The following is a 15,355-nucleotide window of genomic DNA, read 5'->3' as shown; positions in this document are numbered from 1 at the left end:
CGGATAACAAAACGGTACCCCTACCGTGTTATCTGGAGTCACCGTATGACCACCAACGAGAAAGTAGCACGTCGCAAACTCAGCCTGCTAGAGCTCGCCAAAGAGCTCAATAACGTCAGTAAAGCCTGCAAGCTCATTGGCTACAGCCGCCAGCAGTTCTACGAAATTCGCCGTAATTACCAGACCTATGGCGCCGAGGGCTTGCTCGACAAATTGCCGGGCTGTAAAGGGGCTCATCCCAATCGGGTTGCGCCCGAGATTGAACAGGCCATCCTCGATTACTCCCTCACCAGACCAACTCAAGGCCCGCTGCGGGTCGCGCAAGAACTGGCTCTGCAAGGCATCAATGTCAGTGCGGGCGGTGTGCGTGGCGTGTGGCAACGGCACGACTTGCTCTCTAAACACGACCGCTTGCTGCGCCTTGAGAAAACTCACCGTGAGCAGACCATTGAGCTCAATGACGAGCAAATTCGCCTGTTAGAACGATTCAGTCCCGAGTTCCGAGAACGCCAGATTGAGGTTCATTACACCGGAGAACTGGTGGCGGTCGACACCTTCTTCGTCGGCGCGCTCAAGGGGGTTGGCAAGGTGTATCTACAAACCGTGCTGGACTGCTACAGTCGCCACGCCTGGGGACGGCTCTACACCAGCAAGCTGCCGGTGACCTCGGTTCATGTGCTCAATGAAACGGTGCTGCCGTTTTTCGAGGCCCACGAGGCGCGGGTCTATACCATCCTGTCGGACAACGGGCGCGAGTTCTGTGGGCGCCCAGACCACCATCCCTACGAGCTGTTCCTGCAACTGGAGGGGATTGAGCACCGAACCACCAAGGTGCGCAGGCCGCAGAGCAACGGCTTTATCGAGCGGCTGCATCGAACCTTGCTGGATGAACACTTCCGCATCAAGGGGAGGACGACCTGGTATGAGTCGGTAGAGCAGATGCAGACAGACCTGGATAGCTATCTGGTGCACTACAACACCCAGCGGCCACATCAGGGCAGGATGATGGAGGGTCAAACCCCCTACAGCATGTTCAAGAAGGGTCTGAAATTGATACCGAAGGAAGTGCGCTCTAAAGTAGCGTAAACAAGACACCGGTTTGAGGCCGGTGTCAGGTGATAACTAGATCTGTACAGACTGAGGTTGATTGTTAGTATCGAACTTTGATAAATAAGGGGGGCAATTGTCCCCTTATTTATCAGTAATGTATTTTCGCTGTTATTTATCGTGTGTGCGTGTTCAAGATGAAATAAATATCTTTATTTATGCCTAAGTTTTCTTGAGAGATTCAACAAATAGGACACAGTCTCTTCTCTGGTAAGTTGTTTGTCCATATCTATGATTTTCCAATATGGTGGCTTAGTTTTGGATGGTTCTGAACAGTCTATTCCTAACTTCCTTAGAGTATTAGCATCATATTTCGAAATAATTATTTTGGGTTTGCATGTGCTTCGCGTAAATACCGTTAATCTAAGTTTGTCTAAAATTACATCAAAGCCTATCATTCCATTACTTGGCAAGGTATTTGGATTTGGTTCTTTAGTGTCTACAGATAAACCTAATTGTTCTAGCTCTTCTTGTATGCCATCTAAAAATTCAAATGCATTTGTTGCAGTCAATCCATCTATCTTATCTTGTGAAAACTCACCGCTAATCGCTCTTGCTGGTCGTTCCTTGATCTCCCACTTTGGAGGTGATAAAGCTCTTATTTTATCAACTAAGTTGTCAATTTACTCATATACAGGCTCGCTAACATTGATTCTAAAAAATTCACAATCAAGCTCTGCTTTTATGTCGGACTCTCTTTTTAAATCATCTTCTTTTTGCCGGTTATGATATGGTTCATCAATTTCTACGGCGATCTTCAAGTCAGGGAAATATCCGTCGATAAAGTATTTGTCGACCGGGTATTGAGACATTAGCTTTACATCTCTAAGAGCATAGTGAAGTGCATACATAACAATGGACTCCCATCGTTTATGGCTTGTTCTTGTATTGTTAAAAATGAATCTTTCTACTTGAGTACTCATATGTTTTATTTTTTATAATTTTGTTGTCAGTGTTTTAAGGTGGGCTTAACAAGTTTTTAGCAATTTAGGGTGAAATATTGGAGGCTCCCTCATATTTTTATCTCTTGCCCGCCATTATATCTATTGTAATTGTATTGTACATTCACATTAAGTAGGTGGGTGGATATATTTCGTGGCGCACATCATCCATATCAGTTAAGCATTGGATTTTATATGGGCGGTAATATTTCTACCAAACTGGTTTACTACATCGAGCGTTGCGCGATACTTTTCTTCTGGTACTGGATATTCTGGACCCATCATCTTATCAATCTGTTTTTTCAGTATATCGATCTCACTTGAAAGTTCTGGTGCGCTAGTAACCACGATCGCCAACATTTTTTTCAAAGGGTTTCGTCCAGACATGCAGACCATAAATTCACCGATAGTCATGTTCTTTGAGTTGCAGTAATAGTCTCGAACATACTCTATTGTTTCATAAGAGTACTCTACTAGCTTTCGTTTACTCTCCAATTTGTATGCACGATCTTCATGCTTTAATGCTCTTTCCCATTGTAACTTGCTAAAAAAATATCCAATTAGACCACCTAGTGCGGCTCCTAAAATGGTTGTAATCAATTCCACTTGTCTCTCCTGATTTCATGCTGCTTAAATCTAAGAAACCAATAAGTTAAACTGTAATTTAAATATTGCTTTTCTAAGTAAAAGTAAGAGCTCGGCAATAATGTCACCGAGCTTTATTTTAATTTTAGATATGGTGTATTCCTCATGCCCACTTTGAGCGAACTGTTGATTCAAATATATCTAGTAATGCTAAGTGTCGAGCCACTTCGACAAACATGGCCTCTGGTGTGTTGTCATTGAGTGGCCGCTTAAAGCAAGCAACGGTATTCGCTCGTTCTTGCCACACCTCGCTGCATTCGACCTGATGCAATGTTTCATGAGCGGCCTTATGCTGTTTATCTCCCTGCAAATTACAAGCATAGTAATTGATGGCAAAATGATGCCCTTCACGGCCATCTAGAAATAACACAACATCAGAGTCAGTTTTCCAGTGTGTGAAACCGAATCGTAAAGCAGGATAGCCATACCAAGTGTGTAACTTGGTACTGATATCAACCTCTTGTTCGCAGAAGTATCGCTCTAGATAATGTACATATTGAGCTTGCAGATCTTTGACCACGCTGTTTTTGAGATCCTGTATTTGTTGAATCTCTTTGAGGTGGGAGAGAACAAAGTTTGCTGTAGGGATTGGTATATCGGAAACCGCCATCAATGACTCCAAATGCAATAGAAATTCGCGTAATAGAATAAGCCACTTGTTAAAAGGTGTGGTTATGAAGGCTTGCCCTAGTTTGGGAGATAGACGGTTTAGAAAATCGTTGTAGGCAACGCCATACCAACCAATGGGTGATTTACCAGATGGAGAGAGTACAACTAGCAGCTGCCGTTTCCCTTCATAGTGTTTCGCAAGATATTTCTTATATTCGGAGAATGGGTTGTTTTGATGATGCCAGATCTTATTTTCAAGTGCCATGACCCATTCTTCGGATTCAAGAACCAGATCCAGCCTGCTGTTAGTATGGGTAGTTACTTCCCGCTGGGGTTCATTAATCAGTGATGCAGATATTTGAACCCCTTCAGGTAGGGCTTCCAGTAGGGTTTCGAGCACAAGGCTTTCTAGATTATGAGCTGCTGTTGGGGACAGAAAAAATGCTAACAGATCACTAATTGGATTTTCATAGTGTCCTCTAGCTCCGATTGAAAAGAGATTCTGTTCTCGTTTAATTGGTGCTGGGACTCGGTTCAGTTCATCAAGCAATGAATGAAGGTGTTCCAATTCCATAAGTGCTTCGCAAAAAATGAATTAAGGGAGTCAATATAGTCATTATTGTTAATGAATACGAGAGATAATTATCATATTATAAGCAACGCTATAGTATGGACTCGCTATCTTGAATATTGGGCTAAATATCGTAGGTTGGTGCTGAACGCAGTGAAGCCCAACGTTTACCGCGAAACGTATTTACAAATGTTTTTACCAAACGGCCCAATCCATGTTTATCCCGCTCTGGTTGCGTGATCATCCTCGTCTGTTGGGCTTCGCTACGCGCTGTGCCAACTTACAAAAACCACGCTACCGCCCCTGAATTTCAGCCTCCAGTCTGCTGTTTGTTACCTGCGTTTTGGTACTGGCTTGGCTCATGGCTGACTCCTGCGAGAGGTTGCCAAGCGGCTATGTTACCGAACGGGGCTGGGGTGAAAAGCGCAAGCGGGCGGTTTTCTGAGCAAGATCAATAAATTAATAAATAACGGACGGTGATATAACCGCACCACCGCAGCAGCCTATCCGCGCAGAGTGAGATTGGAAGGTGAAAGCGAGAGTGCCGCCCTCTTGCTGGCGGGCATTAAAAAACCCTATGGACCCAAAGGCCCATAGGGTTTTTCTGCGGTGATTGTTTGGGTAGTGGTTATCTGGCTTGGCGAACCGGCACGGCGCGGGTGGTGGCCACTTCGTAGCGGCTTTGGCTTGCCGGAGCCCCTTTCTGGAACTGGCGTACCAGCCGGTCGAGATCGCTTAACTGGTTTACCAGCTGGGTGATGCCGTGCACGGCGTGCTGGCTGCCGACGCTGGAGTCATCGGCCAGGGTCTTGATGCTGAGCACGTTGCGGTTGATCTCGGCGGTGACGTGGAACTGCTCCTGTACCGCCTGGGCAATCTGGCCGCTGCCAGAGGCGACCTGCTGCAGCATATCGTTGATCTGCTGGAGTATGGTGCCGGTCGCCGAGGCTTTTTGCTGGCAGCTTTCGGAGAGTTGGCAGCCCTTCTCCATCGCCTGTTCTGCATCCCCGGCGCTGGTTTGCAGCTCGGTGATCATCTTCTGGATTTCGCTGGTCGAGGATTGGGTCTTGATGGCGAGCGTGCGGATCTCGTCGGCCACTACCGAGAAGCCGCGACCCGCTTCGCCAGCCCGGGCCGCTTCGATGGCGGCATTGAGGGCCAGCAGGTTGGTCTGGTTGGCGATGTTGTTGATCACATCGAGGATGCCGTCGATATCGCGGCAGTGGCCGACCAGCGCACTGATCACGCTCTTGGAGGTGGTCAGCTCGCTGTTCATGCCCGCCACGGCGGCCACGGTTTCGGCCACGCTACTGTTGCCGCTCTTGAACAGCACGGCCGTTTCATCCAGCAGGCTGGAGGAGTCAGTCGAACTTTGTGACACCTCGCGAATGGATTCCGACATCTCGGTCACGGCGGTCGCTACCTGATTGGTTTCGGCCTGCTGCTGTTGCAGGTTGTCGGTGATGGATTCGGCGTTGCGCAGATCCCCTTCGGCGGCCTGCAGGATCTTGCTGCAAGTCTGCTGGGTGCGGGCCAGCACGGCGTTGAACTCGGCCTGATTCATCACCATCGAGAGTTCGATGGCGGCGATGTTGTCCACCTTGTTGGTGTAGAGCAGCTGCATCAGAGGGTTGTCAAAGCGGCTGCGGGCCATCTTGTTGAGCTTGCCGAGGCGACGGGAGAGGACATTCAGGGTGATGGCCGCTATCGCCAGCGGCAGGGCGACCAGCGCCAGTTGCCAGTTCATGTCGTGGTTGTAGCCCAGCGCAAACATGGCGAGCAGGCTCAGCAGCAGGCAGAGGTTGATGGCCAGGGTATGGGAGAAGGTGGGCAACTTGAGCGCCAGCGGCAGCTTGTTGTTGCGAAGGTCGGCATAGACCTTCTCGGCCCGCTGCTTGATCTCTTCGCTCGGGGCGGTGCGCACCGACTGATACTCCACCACCCGGCCGCTGGCATCCTTGATGGGGGTGACAAAGGCGCTGACCCAGTAGTGATCGCCACTCTTGCAGCGGTTCTTCACCGGCCCCATCCAGCTCTTGCCTTCGCGGATATGGTTCCACAGATCGGCAAAGGCCTGTTTCGGCATGTCAGGATGACGTACCAGATTGTGGTGTTCCCCCACCAGCTCGTCGAGCTGGAAGCCTGCTATCTCGCAGAACTCATCGTTGGCGTAGGTGATGCGGCTCTCCAGATCCGTGGTGGAGATCAGGCTCTGGTGGTCTGGATAGAGACGTTCTCTTTGGGTAACCGGTTGATTGATTCTCATGGCCTTACTCCCGAGCTGTGATGGTTAGATTTTGATCTACATCAAGACATCTGCAAGGGGTGGGCCAGTTGGCAAAAGCTAATGATTGATATGTTATTAGTGCCGTTTTGGCAGGAAAAGAACGTTGCTGTTTGCAATATGCAACGGAGCAGACGGGTGTGCCTCTGCGGCATCTGCAATTTGCAACCTATTCTGGTCAAGCCCATAAGCTTGGAGCCAGCAGCTGGATGCGAAGGAACCACGAACCGACGGGGCATCCGCTGCCCCGCCAGAGATCAGGGGAGAGGGTCGGGAGCGGGTGAGGAGGGGGCGCTGACGAGCTGCATCACTTCAATCTGGATCCCCTGCACCAGCACGGTTTTCAGATCCTGCAGGTACTCCTCCAGCGGCGACTCTTGCAGCAGTTGGGCGAGCTCGTTGCCCACCGGGGTAAGCCGGTAGTAGAGCAGGGTGATGTTGTTCTGCTTGCACTGCAGCCGCCAGCGCTGGTTGCCGAACTCCAGCTCGACCCCATCGGCGGGCAGCGGGCCGGACTCCAGCTCCGCGCGATGCAGCAGCCCGAGCTCAAACAGTTGCAGCAGGGCGTTGTAGGGCAGTCGGTATTTGCCAAGGCCGAGCCGCGTTGCTTTGGCGCGACTCAGCAGGGTGGCCCCCTTGTGCAGCCCCAGCAGCAGTCGCTGCTCGTCGCTGCCGGTGTAGTGGCAGGTCAGTGAACAGATGCGCTGGAACAGCTGGGCCTCGCGCTGGGTCATCTCTTTGAGGGTGGCGAGCGCGCGTATGGAGAAGCGGCCCGGCGTGGCGACTTCCAGCGCGAAGATCCGCCCCCACAGCTGCTGCATCGGCACCATGCTGATATCTTCCGCCAGTTGCAGGAAGCGGGTCAGCCAGTCGCTGTCCATCTCGCCGCCGGCCGCGGTCTCTTCGCAGTGGCGGGAGGCCATCACCATGATGGCTTCCAGATTGCGCTGACGGGCGGCCTGATCCGCCAGATGGCGAAAGGTGGCGCGCTGTTCGAAGGTGCTGTCGGTGTTGCGGGTGAGCATGCCGTCGATACCGCGACTGCGTGCCAGACGCAGGGTCTGCTCCTGGCTGCTCAGGATCGAACTCTCTTTTTTCGGGGGGGGGAGGTCTGCCATGCTGACTCCATTCGCACAGGTTCTGGAGCTGAATGTTACTCCAACCGGGATGCCAAGATAACAAAGCGGCCTCTGTGGAGGCCGCTTTTTTTGCAATGGGAGGATTACTCCTCGTAGACGCTCACCTCGACCGCTTCCATCGAGTAGGAGGCGGTGGCCATCTCGTGGCTGGAGCTGACCGTGCGCATCTTGCCCTGCACCCAGATGGCATCCCACAGGTCATCCACCGGCGCACCCTTGGGGTAGCTCACATAGATCACCTGATTGGTGGGGGGCGGCGGCACATGGATGCAGGCGCCGAAGTAGGGCACCAGCAGGAAGGCGGTGATCTTCTTGGCATCCCCTTCCAGCGGCACCACGAAGCCCGGAATGCGCACATCCTGGTTGTCCAGCTTCTTGTTCACTCCGCCCACTGGTTGCGGCACCGACATGGGATCTTCGTGATTGACCTGGGGCGGTGGCAGCAGTTTCTCCCCTTCCGGGATGAGCACATCCCAGTCGATGGTCTTGTAATCGGCGGCCAGGGCGGGCAGCACCAGCAGACTGGCGAGCAGCGCCACAATTTTCCACTTCATCATCTGTCCTTCTGTTTCAATTTTGGGCGTCTCGCTAGACGCGAATGCTCATGCCATCGCTCAGGCTGTAGCGGTAAGCGCGGGCGGCAGGGAGCAGGCCGATCACCATGCCTGCCAGCCACACTACCCCCAGCAACTGCCACTCGTAGGTGCTCGGCAGCCCCAGACTCAGTTGCAGGCCATAGTGGCTGAGCAGCCAGGGCGAGGCAAGCCCCTGCCCCAGATAGAGCACGGCGACCCCGAGAGCGATGCCGACCGTGGTTAGCGCCATGGCCTCCAGCGCCAGCAGCAGGAACAGGTGGGCAGGGCCCGCACCGAGGGAGCGCAAGATGGCGAGCTCCCGGCGCCGCTCGTTAAGCCCCGCCAGCAGGGTGGTCAGCATGCCGATCAGGCCAGCGACTACCACGAAACCGGCGATGACCGAGAGGGCGGTTTCCGCCACGCTCATCAGGCTCCACAGCTCCTGCAGGGCGGCCCCCGGCAGGATCGCCATCAGCGGCTCTTTGGGATAGGTGTTGACGCTGCGTTGCAGCTGGAACGCCAGGATCCGGTTGCTCAAGCCCACCATAAAGGCGGTGATGGTTTTCGGGGTGAGATCCTGCGCCAGCGCCTGCTCCGGCGTCACGTTCTTGCTGTGGCGGCCGGTGTCCCAACCGAGATGGATCGCCTCTATCCCCGCCAGCGGCACATGGATGGTGCGATCGATGGGCGTGCCGGTCGGCGCCAGAATGCCCACCACCTTGAATGGCAGGTTGTCGTGCTGGCTGAACGAGGTGTTGCCAGCGCCGTGGGCGATGACGATGGATTGGTCGAGGTGATAGCCGAGCTTCTCGGCCACCTGAGCGCCGAGTACCGCTTCAAACGGCGTGTCGAACGGCCGTCCTTCGCGCAGTTGCAGCGATTGCTGCTGACCGTACTTCAGGTGAGTGAAGTAGTCGCCATTGGTGCCGAGCACTCGAAATCCCTTGTGGGAGTCACCAAGGGAAAGCGGGATGGTCCAGGCAACGCCCGGTTTCTGCTTGATGGCCTGATAGGAGTCCCACCCCACGTTGTTGGTGGGGTTGCCGATGCGAAACACCGAGTAGAGCAGCAGGTTCACCTGACCGGAGCGGGCACCGACGATGAGATCGGTTCCCGAGACGGTGTTGGAGAAGCTTTCACGGGCCTGGGTACGCACCCGCTCCACCCCGAGCAGCAGGGTGACGCTGATGGCGACGGCCAGCAGGGTGAGACCGGCGGTAAGGCGGCGGGCCCAGAGACTTTGCAGGGCTAGCTTTAGCATGATGCCCTCCGGTTGAGCTGTTGCAGGTTTTCGACCCGCGGGAACAGGGGTTCGAGATAAGGGTCGTGACTGACGAAGATCAGGGTCGAGCCCTGCTTGTCGCACTCCTCGAACAACAGCTTGATAAAGGCGGCCCGGTTGTCGGTGTCGAGTGCCGAGGTTGGCTCGTCAGCGATCACCAGTGGCGGCGAGCCGATCAGCGCCCGTGCGGCAGCAACCCGCTGCTGCTGGCCGATGCTGAGGGCATGGACGGGGCGATGCAGTGCGTCATCCGGCAGTTGCAGCTCCGCCAGCAGACGGCGCACCTCCTGCTCCGGACTCCCTTGCAGGCGAGCCCGTTTGGCGGGCGAGAAAGTGAGGGCAGCGGTCACGTTGTCCTGCACCGAGAGAAAGGGCAGCAGATTGAACTGCTGGAAGATATAACCCAGATTGGCCGCCCGGAAGTGGTCACGGGCACGGCCAGAGAGCTGAGCCAATGGTTGGCCCAGCACCTCCAGGGTGCCGTGGTTGGCGGTCTGGATCCCGGCCAGCAACCCGAGCAGGGTCGATTTGCCGGAGCCCGACGGGCCCTTGATAAAGACCCGCTCACCCTCGCGGATGGTGAGGGCGGGCAGATCGAGTACGGCGTCGCCACCTGGCCAGGCAAAGGCCAGATCGCGGATCTCAACCACGGCTTTTTTCATGGCGTTACCAGCTCAGCTTGTTGGCGGACGGGGTCAGCTCGCCAGCGGTCTGGCCGGTGGGCAGGATCCCCTGCACGCTCAGCTTCTCAAGGCTCGGATAGACGCTGAAGAGGGTTGCCTCAAGGCCGGTCAGTTTGGCTGGCGTTGCGCAGGTGTAGGTGTACATGGCGCCCATATCGGCGTGACCCGCTTCGTCATGATTATGCTGGTCTTCATGTTTGTCGCTGGCAGCCTTGTCATGGTCATGGTCATGGTCATGGTCATGGTCATGGTCATGGTCGTGATCATGCTCTTCTTTGGCGGCTTGCAGCTCCTGCTGGGTCAGTTTGCAGCCCGCGGCCGGGTCGAAGCGGAACAGGGTGTCAGGCTGCTGGAGGCGGGCGACCGCCTTGGCATACTGCGCCTTCTCTTCATCGCTCTTGGCGACGTGCTCGAAGCCCACCAGATCGGCAGCAGGGGCCTGCAGTTCGATCATCAGCTGGTCGCCATCGACCACCAGATTGAGGTGGCCGTGGCCATGCTCGTGGGCGCCGTGGCTGTGGCTCTCGTGTTCGTCGTGATTTGCGTGTGCGCCAAAGGTGGCTACCGCCAGCAACAGAGTAACTGCTTTCATCTTTAATCCTTTTTCAAAACAAATAGCGAAATTAAACAAAGGGATAGAGAAAAGCAGAGGCGGGCGGCGCACGGATGGCATAGCTGTGAAGCGTGGTTGTATCCGCCGAGCGTTGCATGATTGCAACTGCGGGCAGAACAGAGGTCGAACTGGGGAAACAATAGGGGGTAGCGGTGATGACCTGTTTGCCATCCAGATGGAGGGCGCAGACCAGGCAGTGATGGTCGTCGTGGCCGGGCAGGGCAGATTCAAACTGGTGCCGGGCAAGGGCAGGCTGCAGCCATAACCAGCCCAGCAACAAGATCCAGATTTTCAGCTTGATACGACCCATAGACCCTTATGGAAAGGGCGCCATCAGCGCCCTTTCTCTCTGACTTAGAGATGGGACTTGATGAGCCCCATCACGGTAGCAATGTTGTTGGCATCGAGCTGGCCATCTTTGGCAAACAGCACCTTGCCCTCTTTATCCAGCAGGATGATCGCCGAGCTTTCCGGCGTCAGATCCCAGGCGTTGCGCGCCATGCCCTTGGCATCCAGTACCATGGCGGACCAGGGGAACTCTTTCTTGCTGTCCTCGGCACTGCTCTTCACGAAGCCGGAGGTGCCCCAGATGGCGTCATTGCTGTTGATGACGGTAACGGTCTGGTACTTGTCTTGCGGCAGTTTGGCGGCCTTGATCGCCTCGATCATCGGGGCGTTCAGCTCCTTGGCACTGGAGCGACCGGCAATATGCTGGATCAGGAATACCTTGCCGGTGAGCGAGGTGCTCTGCCACGGCTGGTAGCCGATATCCTTGCCGTTCAGTACCAGCTCACCCTTGTCACTGACATTGACCAGCGGCACCGGGTTGCCATCCTTGAAGTTGTGAGCAAAGACCAGAGATGGCAGCAGCGCCAAAGTAAGTACGAGATGTTTCATCCTGATGACACTCCATTTGTTATGTTATAACGAGTTTCGGATTGAGGGAATGGGCGAGCTTCATCCTAAACTGATCGGATCTGTTTAAAAAGTGTTAAATAAGATCGCAATTCAGAAGCGTCGGCGCCCCGCCAGTCAGGTGGTTGGCTGGCAAGGGCGGCTAGGATGGCATGACATCAATAAAAATCAATGAATTGGCTGCTGGTCTGAGCTGTCTTCGTCAGTAGAGCGACTCGCTGATGAGGGGGATCTTGGCCATGGTCATCTGCTGGGCCAGCAGGGACGAGCCGGTCAGCAGCACATGGCGCTGATTGTTGATCACCACCACATCACCGGGTACGCCACTGTCTGCCGTAATGGCCAGCCAGGCAGGGGAGACGCTGCCGATGCTGATATCCGGATAGATGATGCTGAGCACATATTGCGGGGCCAGCTCTGCCAGCAGGCTGGCCATCAGCAGCGCCTTCTCGTCGCTATCGGCCTTGTTATCCTGCAACGCCTGCAGCGGCGGCGCGAAGTGATCCAGCTGCTCCGGCTGGGTGGGGATGGCGTTCAGCCACTCCTGCAGCAGGCTGACGCTGGTGGCGAGATCCTTGGCCGCAAATTGCTGCGCCAGTGGCTTGAGGTGCCCTTTGAAGTGGTAGAAGAGCTGGGAGTAATCGGGGCGCACGCAAGGCAGCTTGCGATTGGCCGGATGAACGCAGGGCACCACCCTCATCTGGTAGAAGGCATCCTCCTGATACTGCTGGTAGGCTTGCCAGAACAGCATCGACTCCATGCTGTCGTCCCGCAGGGTGAAGGCCTGCTCCAGATTGCGAAATTTGGTAGCGGTCTCTGGGCTGCTCTGGTTGATCAGGTTGATGCTGTTGTAGAGCCGCGGGCTGATATAGGCGTAGAGGGTCTCCAGCGGATTGGTGAGAGAGGCCTTCAGCAGGCTCATCTCGTGGCGACTGGCGGCCATCACCTGATCGTCGGTGGTCAGCTGGAAGTGCTTGCGCTGGCCATCGGTGGATTGCCACTGCCAGCTCATGTTGATTTCGCTGGCGTTGCTTGTGGCGCCAAGGGTGGTGTAGAGAGTGAGGCTGAGCAACAGCGCGGGGATCAGCTGCATGATGGTGCTTCCTGCCGTGGACGATAATTAACAACTAGGTGAGCCGGCACCACTTTGGTGATGTTTCGTTTTGTGATCTGGATAACAGATTGATGTGACTTTTAATTTAATTGTGAAATTAAGTCACTCTGGAGGGGTTATGAAGCCTTGGATCATAGTGCTGTTTGGGCTGCTCAGCCTGCCAGCCATGGCGGGTCAGGTGATCGTCAACAAGGGGATGTCCGTTGCGGATACCTTTGCCCTGCGTGACCAGCTGGCGCGTGAACACGAATGGCAGGAGTGGTTGCGCTACCAGCAGGCCATCAAGTGGCTGGAGGTGTTGCCGGTCAACTGCGAGCTGATGAGCCAGCCTGGCGGCGGCTATCGCTGTGGCGGTGATTACTATCGTCCTTACCAGAAAGATGGTCGTGAAATATACATTCAGGGCAATCCTGCCGGAGATGCGGCCGGTCAGCTGCCGCAAACACCGACAAAAAAGGCGCCATAAGGCGCCTTTTTCATACCGGGTGACGCTTACTTGGCTGCGTAACGCTCGGCAGAGGTCTTGATCTCGGCTTCGGCAGCAGCCTTGTCGCCCCAGCCTTCCACCTTGACCCATTTGCCCGCTTCCAGCTCTTTGTAGCGCTCGAAGAAGTGCTGGATCTGGGCTTTCAGCAGTTCCGGCAGATCGTTCACATCCTGGATGTGGTCGTACTGCTTGGTCAGCTTGGAGTGCGGTACGGCAACGATCTTGGCATCTTCGCCAGATTCGTCGGTCATCTTCAGCACGCCAACCGGGCGGCAGCGAATGACGGAACCGGCCAGCAGCGGGTAGGGGGTCGGAACCAGTACGTCGACGGGGTCACCATCCAGAGAGAGGGTCGCGTTCACGTAGCCGTAGTTGCACGGATAGAACATCGGGGTAGACATGAAGCGATCGACGAAAATAGCACCGCTGTCCTTGTCGACTTCGTATTTGATCGGGTCGGCATTCTGCGGGATTTCGATGATGACATAGATATCGTCGGGCAGGCTCTTGCCGGCCGGTACCAGGTTCAGGCTCATGATAATTCCTTCGTTGTTAGTATCAGGTTTGCAGGCCGATATTATAGCGATGTGATATTAAATGACCATATTTCAGCGGCTATCGCTAACAAAGAAGGGGGATGTTTCCGCTTTGCGGCGCTTTGATGTGTGCAGGATGCAACAAAACGGCTGTTTTGATGGCCTGCCGGTGAGCAAAGTCACCGGCAGGGCATGTGGAGTTGCGAGCAAAGAGGGTCAGAGCGAGTAGGGGAGTCTCGACTCGTTGACCAGTCGCGACAGGGCTGTCACTACATGAGGGTCAAACTGGGTGCCGGAGCGGGACTGGATATACTCCATGGTCTGCGCCAGCGTCCAGGGCTCCTTGTAGGGGCGCTTGCTGAGCAGGGCATCGAACACATCGACTACCGCCACAATCCTAGCCGACAGCGGGATCTGCTGACCAGCCAGCTGCTGCGGATAGCCCTTGCCATCGAAGTGCTCGTGGTGGCCCCGGGCGATTTCGGCGCCGAGAGAGAGGTAGCTGGTTCCCTCCACCATTTCGCCCGCCTTGTGCAGGATATTGGCGCCGATGCCGGCATGCTGCTCCATGATGGCCCGCTCTTCCGGGTCGAAACGGCCGGGCTTGTGCAGGATATGATCCGGGGTGCCCACCTTGCCCACATCGTGCAGGATGGAGGCCATGCCGATCATCTCGACAAACTCCGGGGTCAGCTGCTCGGGATAGGCTGCCATCTGCTTCAATTCGGCCACGATGGCATCCGATAGCTTCTGCACCCGCAAGACATGCTCGCCGGTATCGGAGTCGCGAAACTCCGCCAGCGCCGCCAGCGCCACCACGGTGGCCTCCTGGGCGCGCAGCAACTGGTTGTAGAGATAAAGGTTGTCGTAGGCCGCCGAGATGCGCTGACAGAAGACATCCAGCAGATCGCACTCGAGGGGATCGAGAGGCTGGGTCGGGGTAAAACTCAGCACGAATTCGCGACCATTCTGGGCGGCGATATAGAGGGAGTCCTGCGGGTGTTCAAAGCGGTTGCAGCGCGCCGCCAGTGCCTTCATGACCGAGTCATTGAGGGTGGGAAAGTCAGTGATCTTGCCATCATCCAGCAGAGTCTCGTAGTCGCCGGTGGCGGCGAGGATCTCCAGCCCCTGTTCGCCGGGACGGCGTTCGGCGCAGATAGCCCCTTCGGTGCCCACATCGAGAATGGCGCTGATCTGTTTCAGCACGCCGGAGGCAAACTCCTTGAGTGAATGAAGATGGTAGAGATCGCCCGCCCCTTCGAGAATTTTGCCGAGCCCCTGGCGGCTCTTGTCGATGGCACTGAGGGTTTCGTATGAGCGCAGGGATGCGATGACGGTGGTATATAGCTTTTGTACCGTCAGTTCGGTCTTGGTCTTGTAGTCATTGATGTCGTAATCGAGGATCACCCGCTGCTCGGGGGCTTGGCCGGGTTGGCCGGTACGCAGCACGATCCGTACCAGCGAGTTGTGCATTTCGTTGCGGATCCGGTGCACCAGCCGCAGACCTGCGTCTTCGGTCTCCATCACCACATCGAGCAGGATCAGTGCAATCCTGGGATTGGCCTCCAGCATGCGGCCAGCTTCGGCGCCGCTGTAGGCATTGAGCAGCTCCAGCGGACGGGATTTGTAGTGAATGTTGGAGAGGGCCAGGCGGGTGGCATGATGGATATCCGGCTCATCATCCACGATCAGCACTTGCCATGGGTTGAGTGCCTTGGGGACCACGACCTCCTCATCATCGAGTTCGATGATGTCGTCGTCCAGCAAGATATCGTCCTTGTCTTGGGCACTGCTCATATCGGTTACGCCTCCGGCGCTCAATGAGTATGTGAACAGTATGCACGATCACATCCG

The 15,355-nt window shown here is 55.4% G+C and carries 17 protein-coding genes; 3 read left to right on the top strand and 14 right to left on the bottom strand.

The window, feature by feature from the left end; translation table 11 throughout:
- Positions 1–45: 45 nt before the first annotated feature.
- The gene (locus tag AB5Z05_RS10750; protein ID WP_279460456.1) at positions 46–1,086 is read left to right on the top strand and encodes an IS481-like element ISAs19 family transposase; all 1,041 of its coding nucleotides are present in this window, start codon (positions 46–48) and stop codon (positions 1,084–1,086) included.
- 240 nt (positions 1,087–1,326) lie between these two features.
- Positions 1,327–1,836 (top strand): hypothetical protein, encoded by a 510-nt coding sequence (locus tag AB5Z05_RS10745; protein ID WP_368151460.1) that lies wholly within the window; start codon positions 1,327–1,329, stop codon positions 1,834–1,836.
- Here AB5Z05_RS10745 and AB5Z05_RS10740 read toward each other — a convergent pair.
- The 12 genes from AB5Z05_RS10740 to AB5Z05_RS10685 all read right to left on the bottom strand — a co-directional run bounded on the left by AB5Z05_RS10740 (position 1,731) and on the right by AB5Z05_RS10685 (position 12,457).
- Positions 1,731–1,958, bottom strand: coding sequence for an AbaSI family restriction endonuclease (locus tag AB5Z05_RS10740; RefSeq protein ID WP_368151458.1), 228 nt, complete (start codon positions 1,956–1,958; stop codon positions 1,731–1,733). The two genes, AB5Z05_RS10745 and AB5Z05_RS10740, sit on opposite strands and share 106 nt — an antisense overlap.
- Positions 1,959–2,225: 267 nt before the next feature.
- Positions 2,226–2,654, bottom strand: coding sequence for a hypothetical protein (locus tag AB5Z05_RS10735; RefSeq protein WP_158110560.1), 429 nt, complete (start codon positions 2,652–2,654; stop codon positions 2,226–2,228).
- Positions 2,655–2,796: 142 nt separating this feature from the next.
- On the bottom strand, positions 2,797–3,876 hold the full coding sequence (locus AB5Z05_RS10730) for a PD-(D/E)XK nuclease family protein (RefSeq protein WP_368151453.1): 1,080 nt from the start codon (positions 3,874–3,876) through the stop codon (positions 2,797–2,799).
- Positions 3,877–4,501: 625 nt separating this feature from the next.
- A complete protein-coding gene (locus AB5Z05_RS10725; RefSeq protein ID WP_368151451.1) occupies positions 4,502–6,139 on the bottom strand; it encodes a PAS domain-containing methyl-accepting chemotaxis protein in 1,638 nt (545 codons plus the stop codon).
- Between the two features lie 275 nt (positions 6,140–6,414).
- The gene (locus AB5Z05_RS10720) at positions 6,415–7,275 is read right to left on the bottom strand and encodes a TIGR03899 family protein (RefSeq protein WP_047439578.1); all 861 of its coding nucleotides are present in this window, start codon (positions 7,273–7,275) and stop codon (positions 6,415–6,417) included.
- Positions 7,276–7,379: 104 nt separating this feature from the next.
- On the bottom strand, positions 7,380–7,853 hold the full coding sequence (locus AB5Z05_RS10715) for a DUF3299 domain-containing protein (protein WP_236382638.1): 474 nt from the start codon (positions 7,851–7,853) through the stop codon (positions 7,380–7,382).
- Between the two features lie 31 nt (positions 7,854–7,884).
- Positions 7,885–9,132 carry an ABC transporter permease gene (locus AB5Z05_RS10710; protein ID WP_043821722.1) on the bottom strand — a complete coding sequence of 416 codons (1,248 nt, stop codon included), beginning with the start codon at positions 9,130–9,132 and terminating at the stop codon, positions 7,885–7,887.
- A complete protein-coding gene (locus tag AB5Z05_RS10705; protein WP_368151449.1) occupies positions 9,126–9,815 on the bottom strand; it encodes an ABC transporter ATP-binding protein in 690 nt (229 codons plus the stop codon). Before AB5Z05_RS10705 ends, AB5Z05_RS10710 begins: the two co-directional genes overlap by 7 nt.
- Before the next feature lie 4 nt (positions 9,816–9,819).
- Positions 9,820–10,428 carry a DUF2796 domain-containing protein gene (locus tag AB5Z05_RS10700; RefSeq protein WP_368151448.1) on the bottom strand — a complete coding sequence of 203 codons (609 nt, stop codon included), beginning with the start codon at positions 10,426–10,428 and terminating at the stop codon, positions 9,820–9,822.
- Positions 10,429–10,459: 31 nt separating this feature from the next.
- On the bottom strand, positions 10,460–10,759 hold the full coding sequence (locus AB5Z05_RS10695; RefSeq protein ID WP_160881342.1) for a DUF2607 family protein: 300 nt from the start codon (positions 10,757–10,759) through the stop codon (positions 10,460–10,462).
- 44 nt (positions 10,760–10,803) lie between these two features.
- Positions 10,804–11,346 (bottom strand): YtfJ family protein, encoded by a 543-nt coding sequence (locus tag AB5Z05_RS10690; protein ID WP_005343253.1) that lies wholly within the window; start codon positions 11,344–11,346, stop codon positions 10,804–10,806.
- A 220-nt stretch (positions 11,347–11,566) separates the two neighbouring features.
- A complete protein-coding gene (locus tag AB5Z05_RS10685; RefSeq protein WP_368151446.1) occupies positions 11,567–12,457 on the bottom strand; it encodes a hypothetical protein in 891 nt (296 codons plus the stop codon).
- 139 nt (positions 12,458–12,596) lie between these two features.
- On the opposite strand from AB5Z05_RS10685, the gene AB5Z05_RS10680 reads away from it, so the two are divergent.
- Positions 12,597–12,944, top strand: a complete 348-nt coding sequence (locus tag AB5Z05_RS10680) for a hypothetical protein (RefSeq protein ID WP_069529989.1) — start codon at positions 12,597–12,599, stop codon at positions 12,942–12,944.
- A 26-nt stretch (positions 12,945–12,970) separates the two neighbouring features.
- On the opposite strand, the gene ppa is transcribed toward AB5Z05_RS10680, so the two are convergent.
- Both ppa and AB5Z05_RS10670 read right to left on the bottom strand, forming a co-directional pair.
- On the bottom strand, positions 12,971–13,501 hold the full coding sequence (gene ppa, locus AB5Z05_RS10675) for an inorganic diphosphatase (protein WP_005335667.1): 531 nt from the start codon (positions 13,499–13,501) through the stop codon (positions 12,971–12,973).
- Between the two features lie 216 nt (positions 13,502–13,717).
- Positions 13,718–15,298 (bottom strand): DUF3369 domain-containing protein, encoded by a 1,581-nt coding sequence (locus tag AB5Z05_RS10670; RefSeq protein ID WP_101529634.1) that lies wholly within the window; start codon positions 15,296–15,298, stop codon positions 13,718–13,720.
- Between the last annotated feature and the right edge of the window lie 57 nt (positions 15,299–15,355).

The sequence above is a fragment of the Aeromonas sp. R2-4 genome (assembly GCF_040908365.1).
GTDB lineage: Bacteria > Pseudomonadota > Gammaproteobacteria > Enterobacterales > Aeromonadaceae > Aeromonas > Aeromonas veronii.
This window is presented reverse-complemented; position numbering and strand designations above follow the sequence as displayed.

Bases quoted from the DNA above. Each gene is read 5' to 3' on its own strand.
- AB5Z05_RS10730 (WP_368151453.1), bottom strand. From the start codon at position 3,876: ATGGAATTGGAACACCTTCATTCATTGCTTGATGAACTGAACCGAGTC.
- AB5Z05_RS10680 (WP_069529989.1), top strand. From the start codon at position 12,597: ATGAAGCCTTGGATCATAGTGCTGTTTGGGCTGCTCAGCCTGCCAGCC.
- AB5Z05_RS10705 (WP_368151449.1), bottom strand. From the start codon at position 9,815: ATGAAAAAAGCCGTGGTTGAGATCCGCGATCTGGCCTTTGCCTGGCCA.
- AB5Z05_RS10740 (WP_368151458.1), bottom strand. From the start codon at position 1,958: ATGTATGCACTTCACTATGCTCTTAGAGATGTAAAGCTAATGTCTCAA.
- AB5Z05_RS10720 (WP_047439578.1), bottom strand. From the start codon at position 7,275: ATGGCAGACCTCCCCCCCCCGAAAAAAGAGAGTTCGATCCTGAGCAGC.
- AB5Z05_RS10690 (WP_005343253.1), bottom strand. From the start codon at position 11,346: ATGAAACATCTCGTACTTACTTTGGCGCTGCTGCCATCTCTGGTCTTT.
- AB5Z05_RS10715 (WP_236382638.1), bottom strand. From the start codon at position 7,853: ATGATGAAGTGGAAAATTGTGGCGCTGCTCGCCAGTCTGCTGGTGCTG.
- AB5Z05_RS10670 (WP_101529634.1), bottom strand. From the start codon at position 15,298: ATGAGCAGTGCCCAAGACAAGGACGATATCTTGCTGGACGACGACATC.
- AB5Z05_RS10685 (WP_368151446.1), bottom strand. From the start codon at position 12,457: ATGCAGCTGATCCCCGCGCTGTTGCTCAGCCTCACTCTCTACACCACC.
- AB5Z05_RS10725 (WP_368151451.1), bottom strand. From the start codon at position 6,139: ATGAGAATCAATCAACCGGTTACCCAAAGAGAACGTCTCTATCCAGAC.
- AB5Z05_RS10700 (WP_368151448.1), bottom strand. From the start codon at position 10,428: ATGAAAGCAGTTACTCTGTTGCTGGCGGTAGCCACCTTTGGCGCACAC.
- AB5Z05_RS10750 (WP_279460456.1), top strand. From the start codon at position 46: ATGACCACCAACGAGAAAGTAGCACGTCGCAAACTCAGCCTGCTAGAG.
- AB5Z05_RS10695 (WP_160881342.1), bottom strand. From the start codon at position 10,759: ATGGGTCGTATCAAGCTGAAAATCTGGATCTTGTTGCTGGGCTGGTTA.
- AB5Z05_RS10710 (WP_043821722.1), bottom strand. From the start codon at position 9,132: ATGCTAAAGCTAGCCCTGCAAAGTCTCTGGGCCCGCCGCCTTACCGCC.
- ppa (WP_005335667.1), bottom strand. From the start codon at position 13,501: ATGAGCCTGAACCTGGTACCGGCCGGCAAGAGCCTGCCCGACGATATC.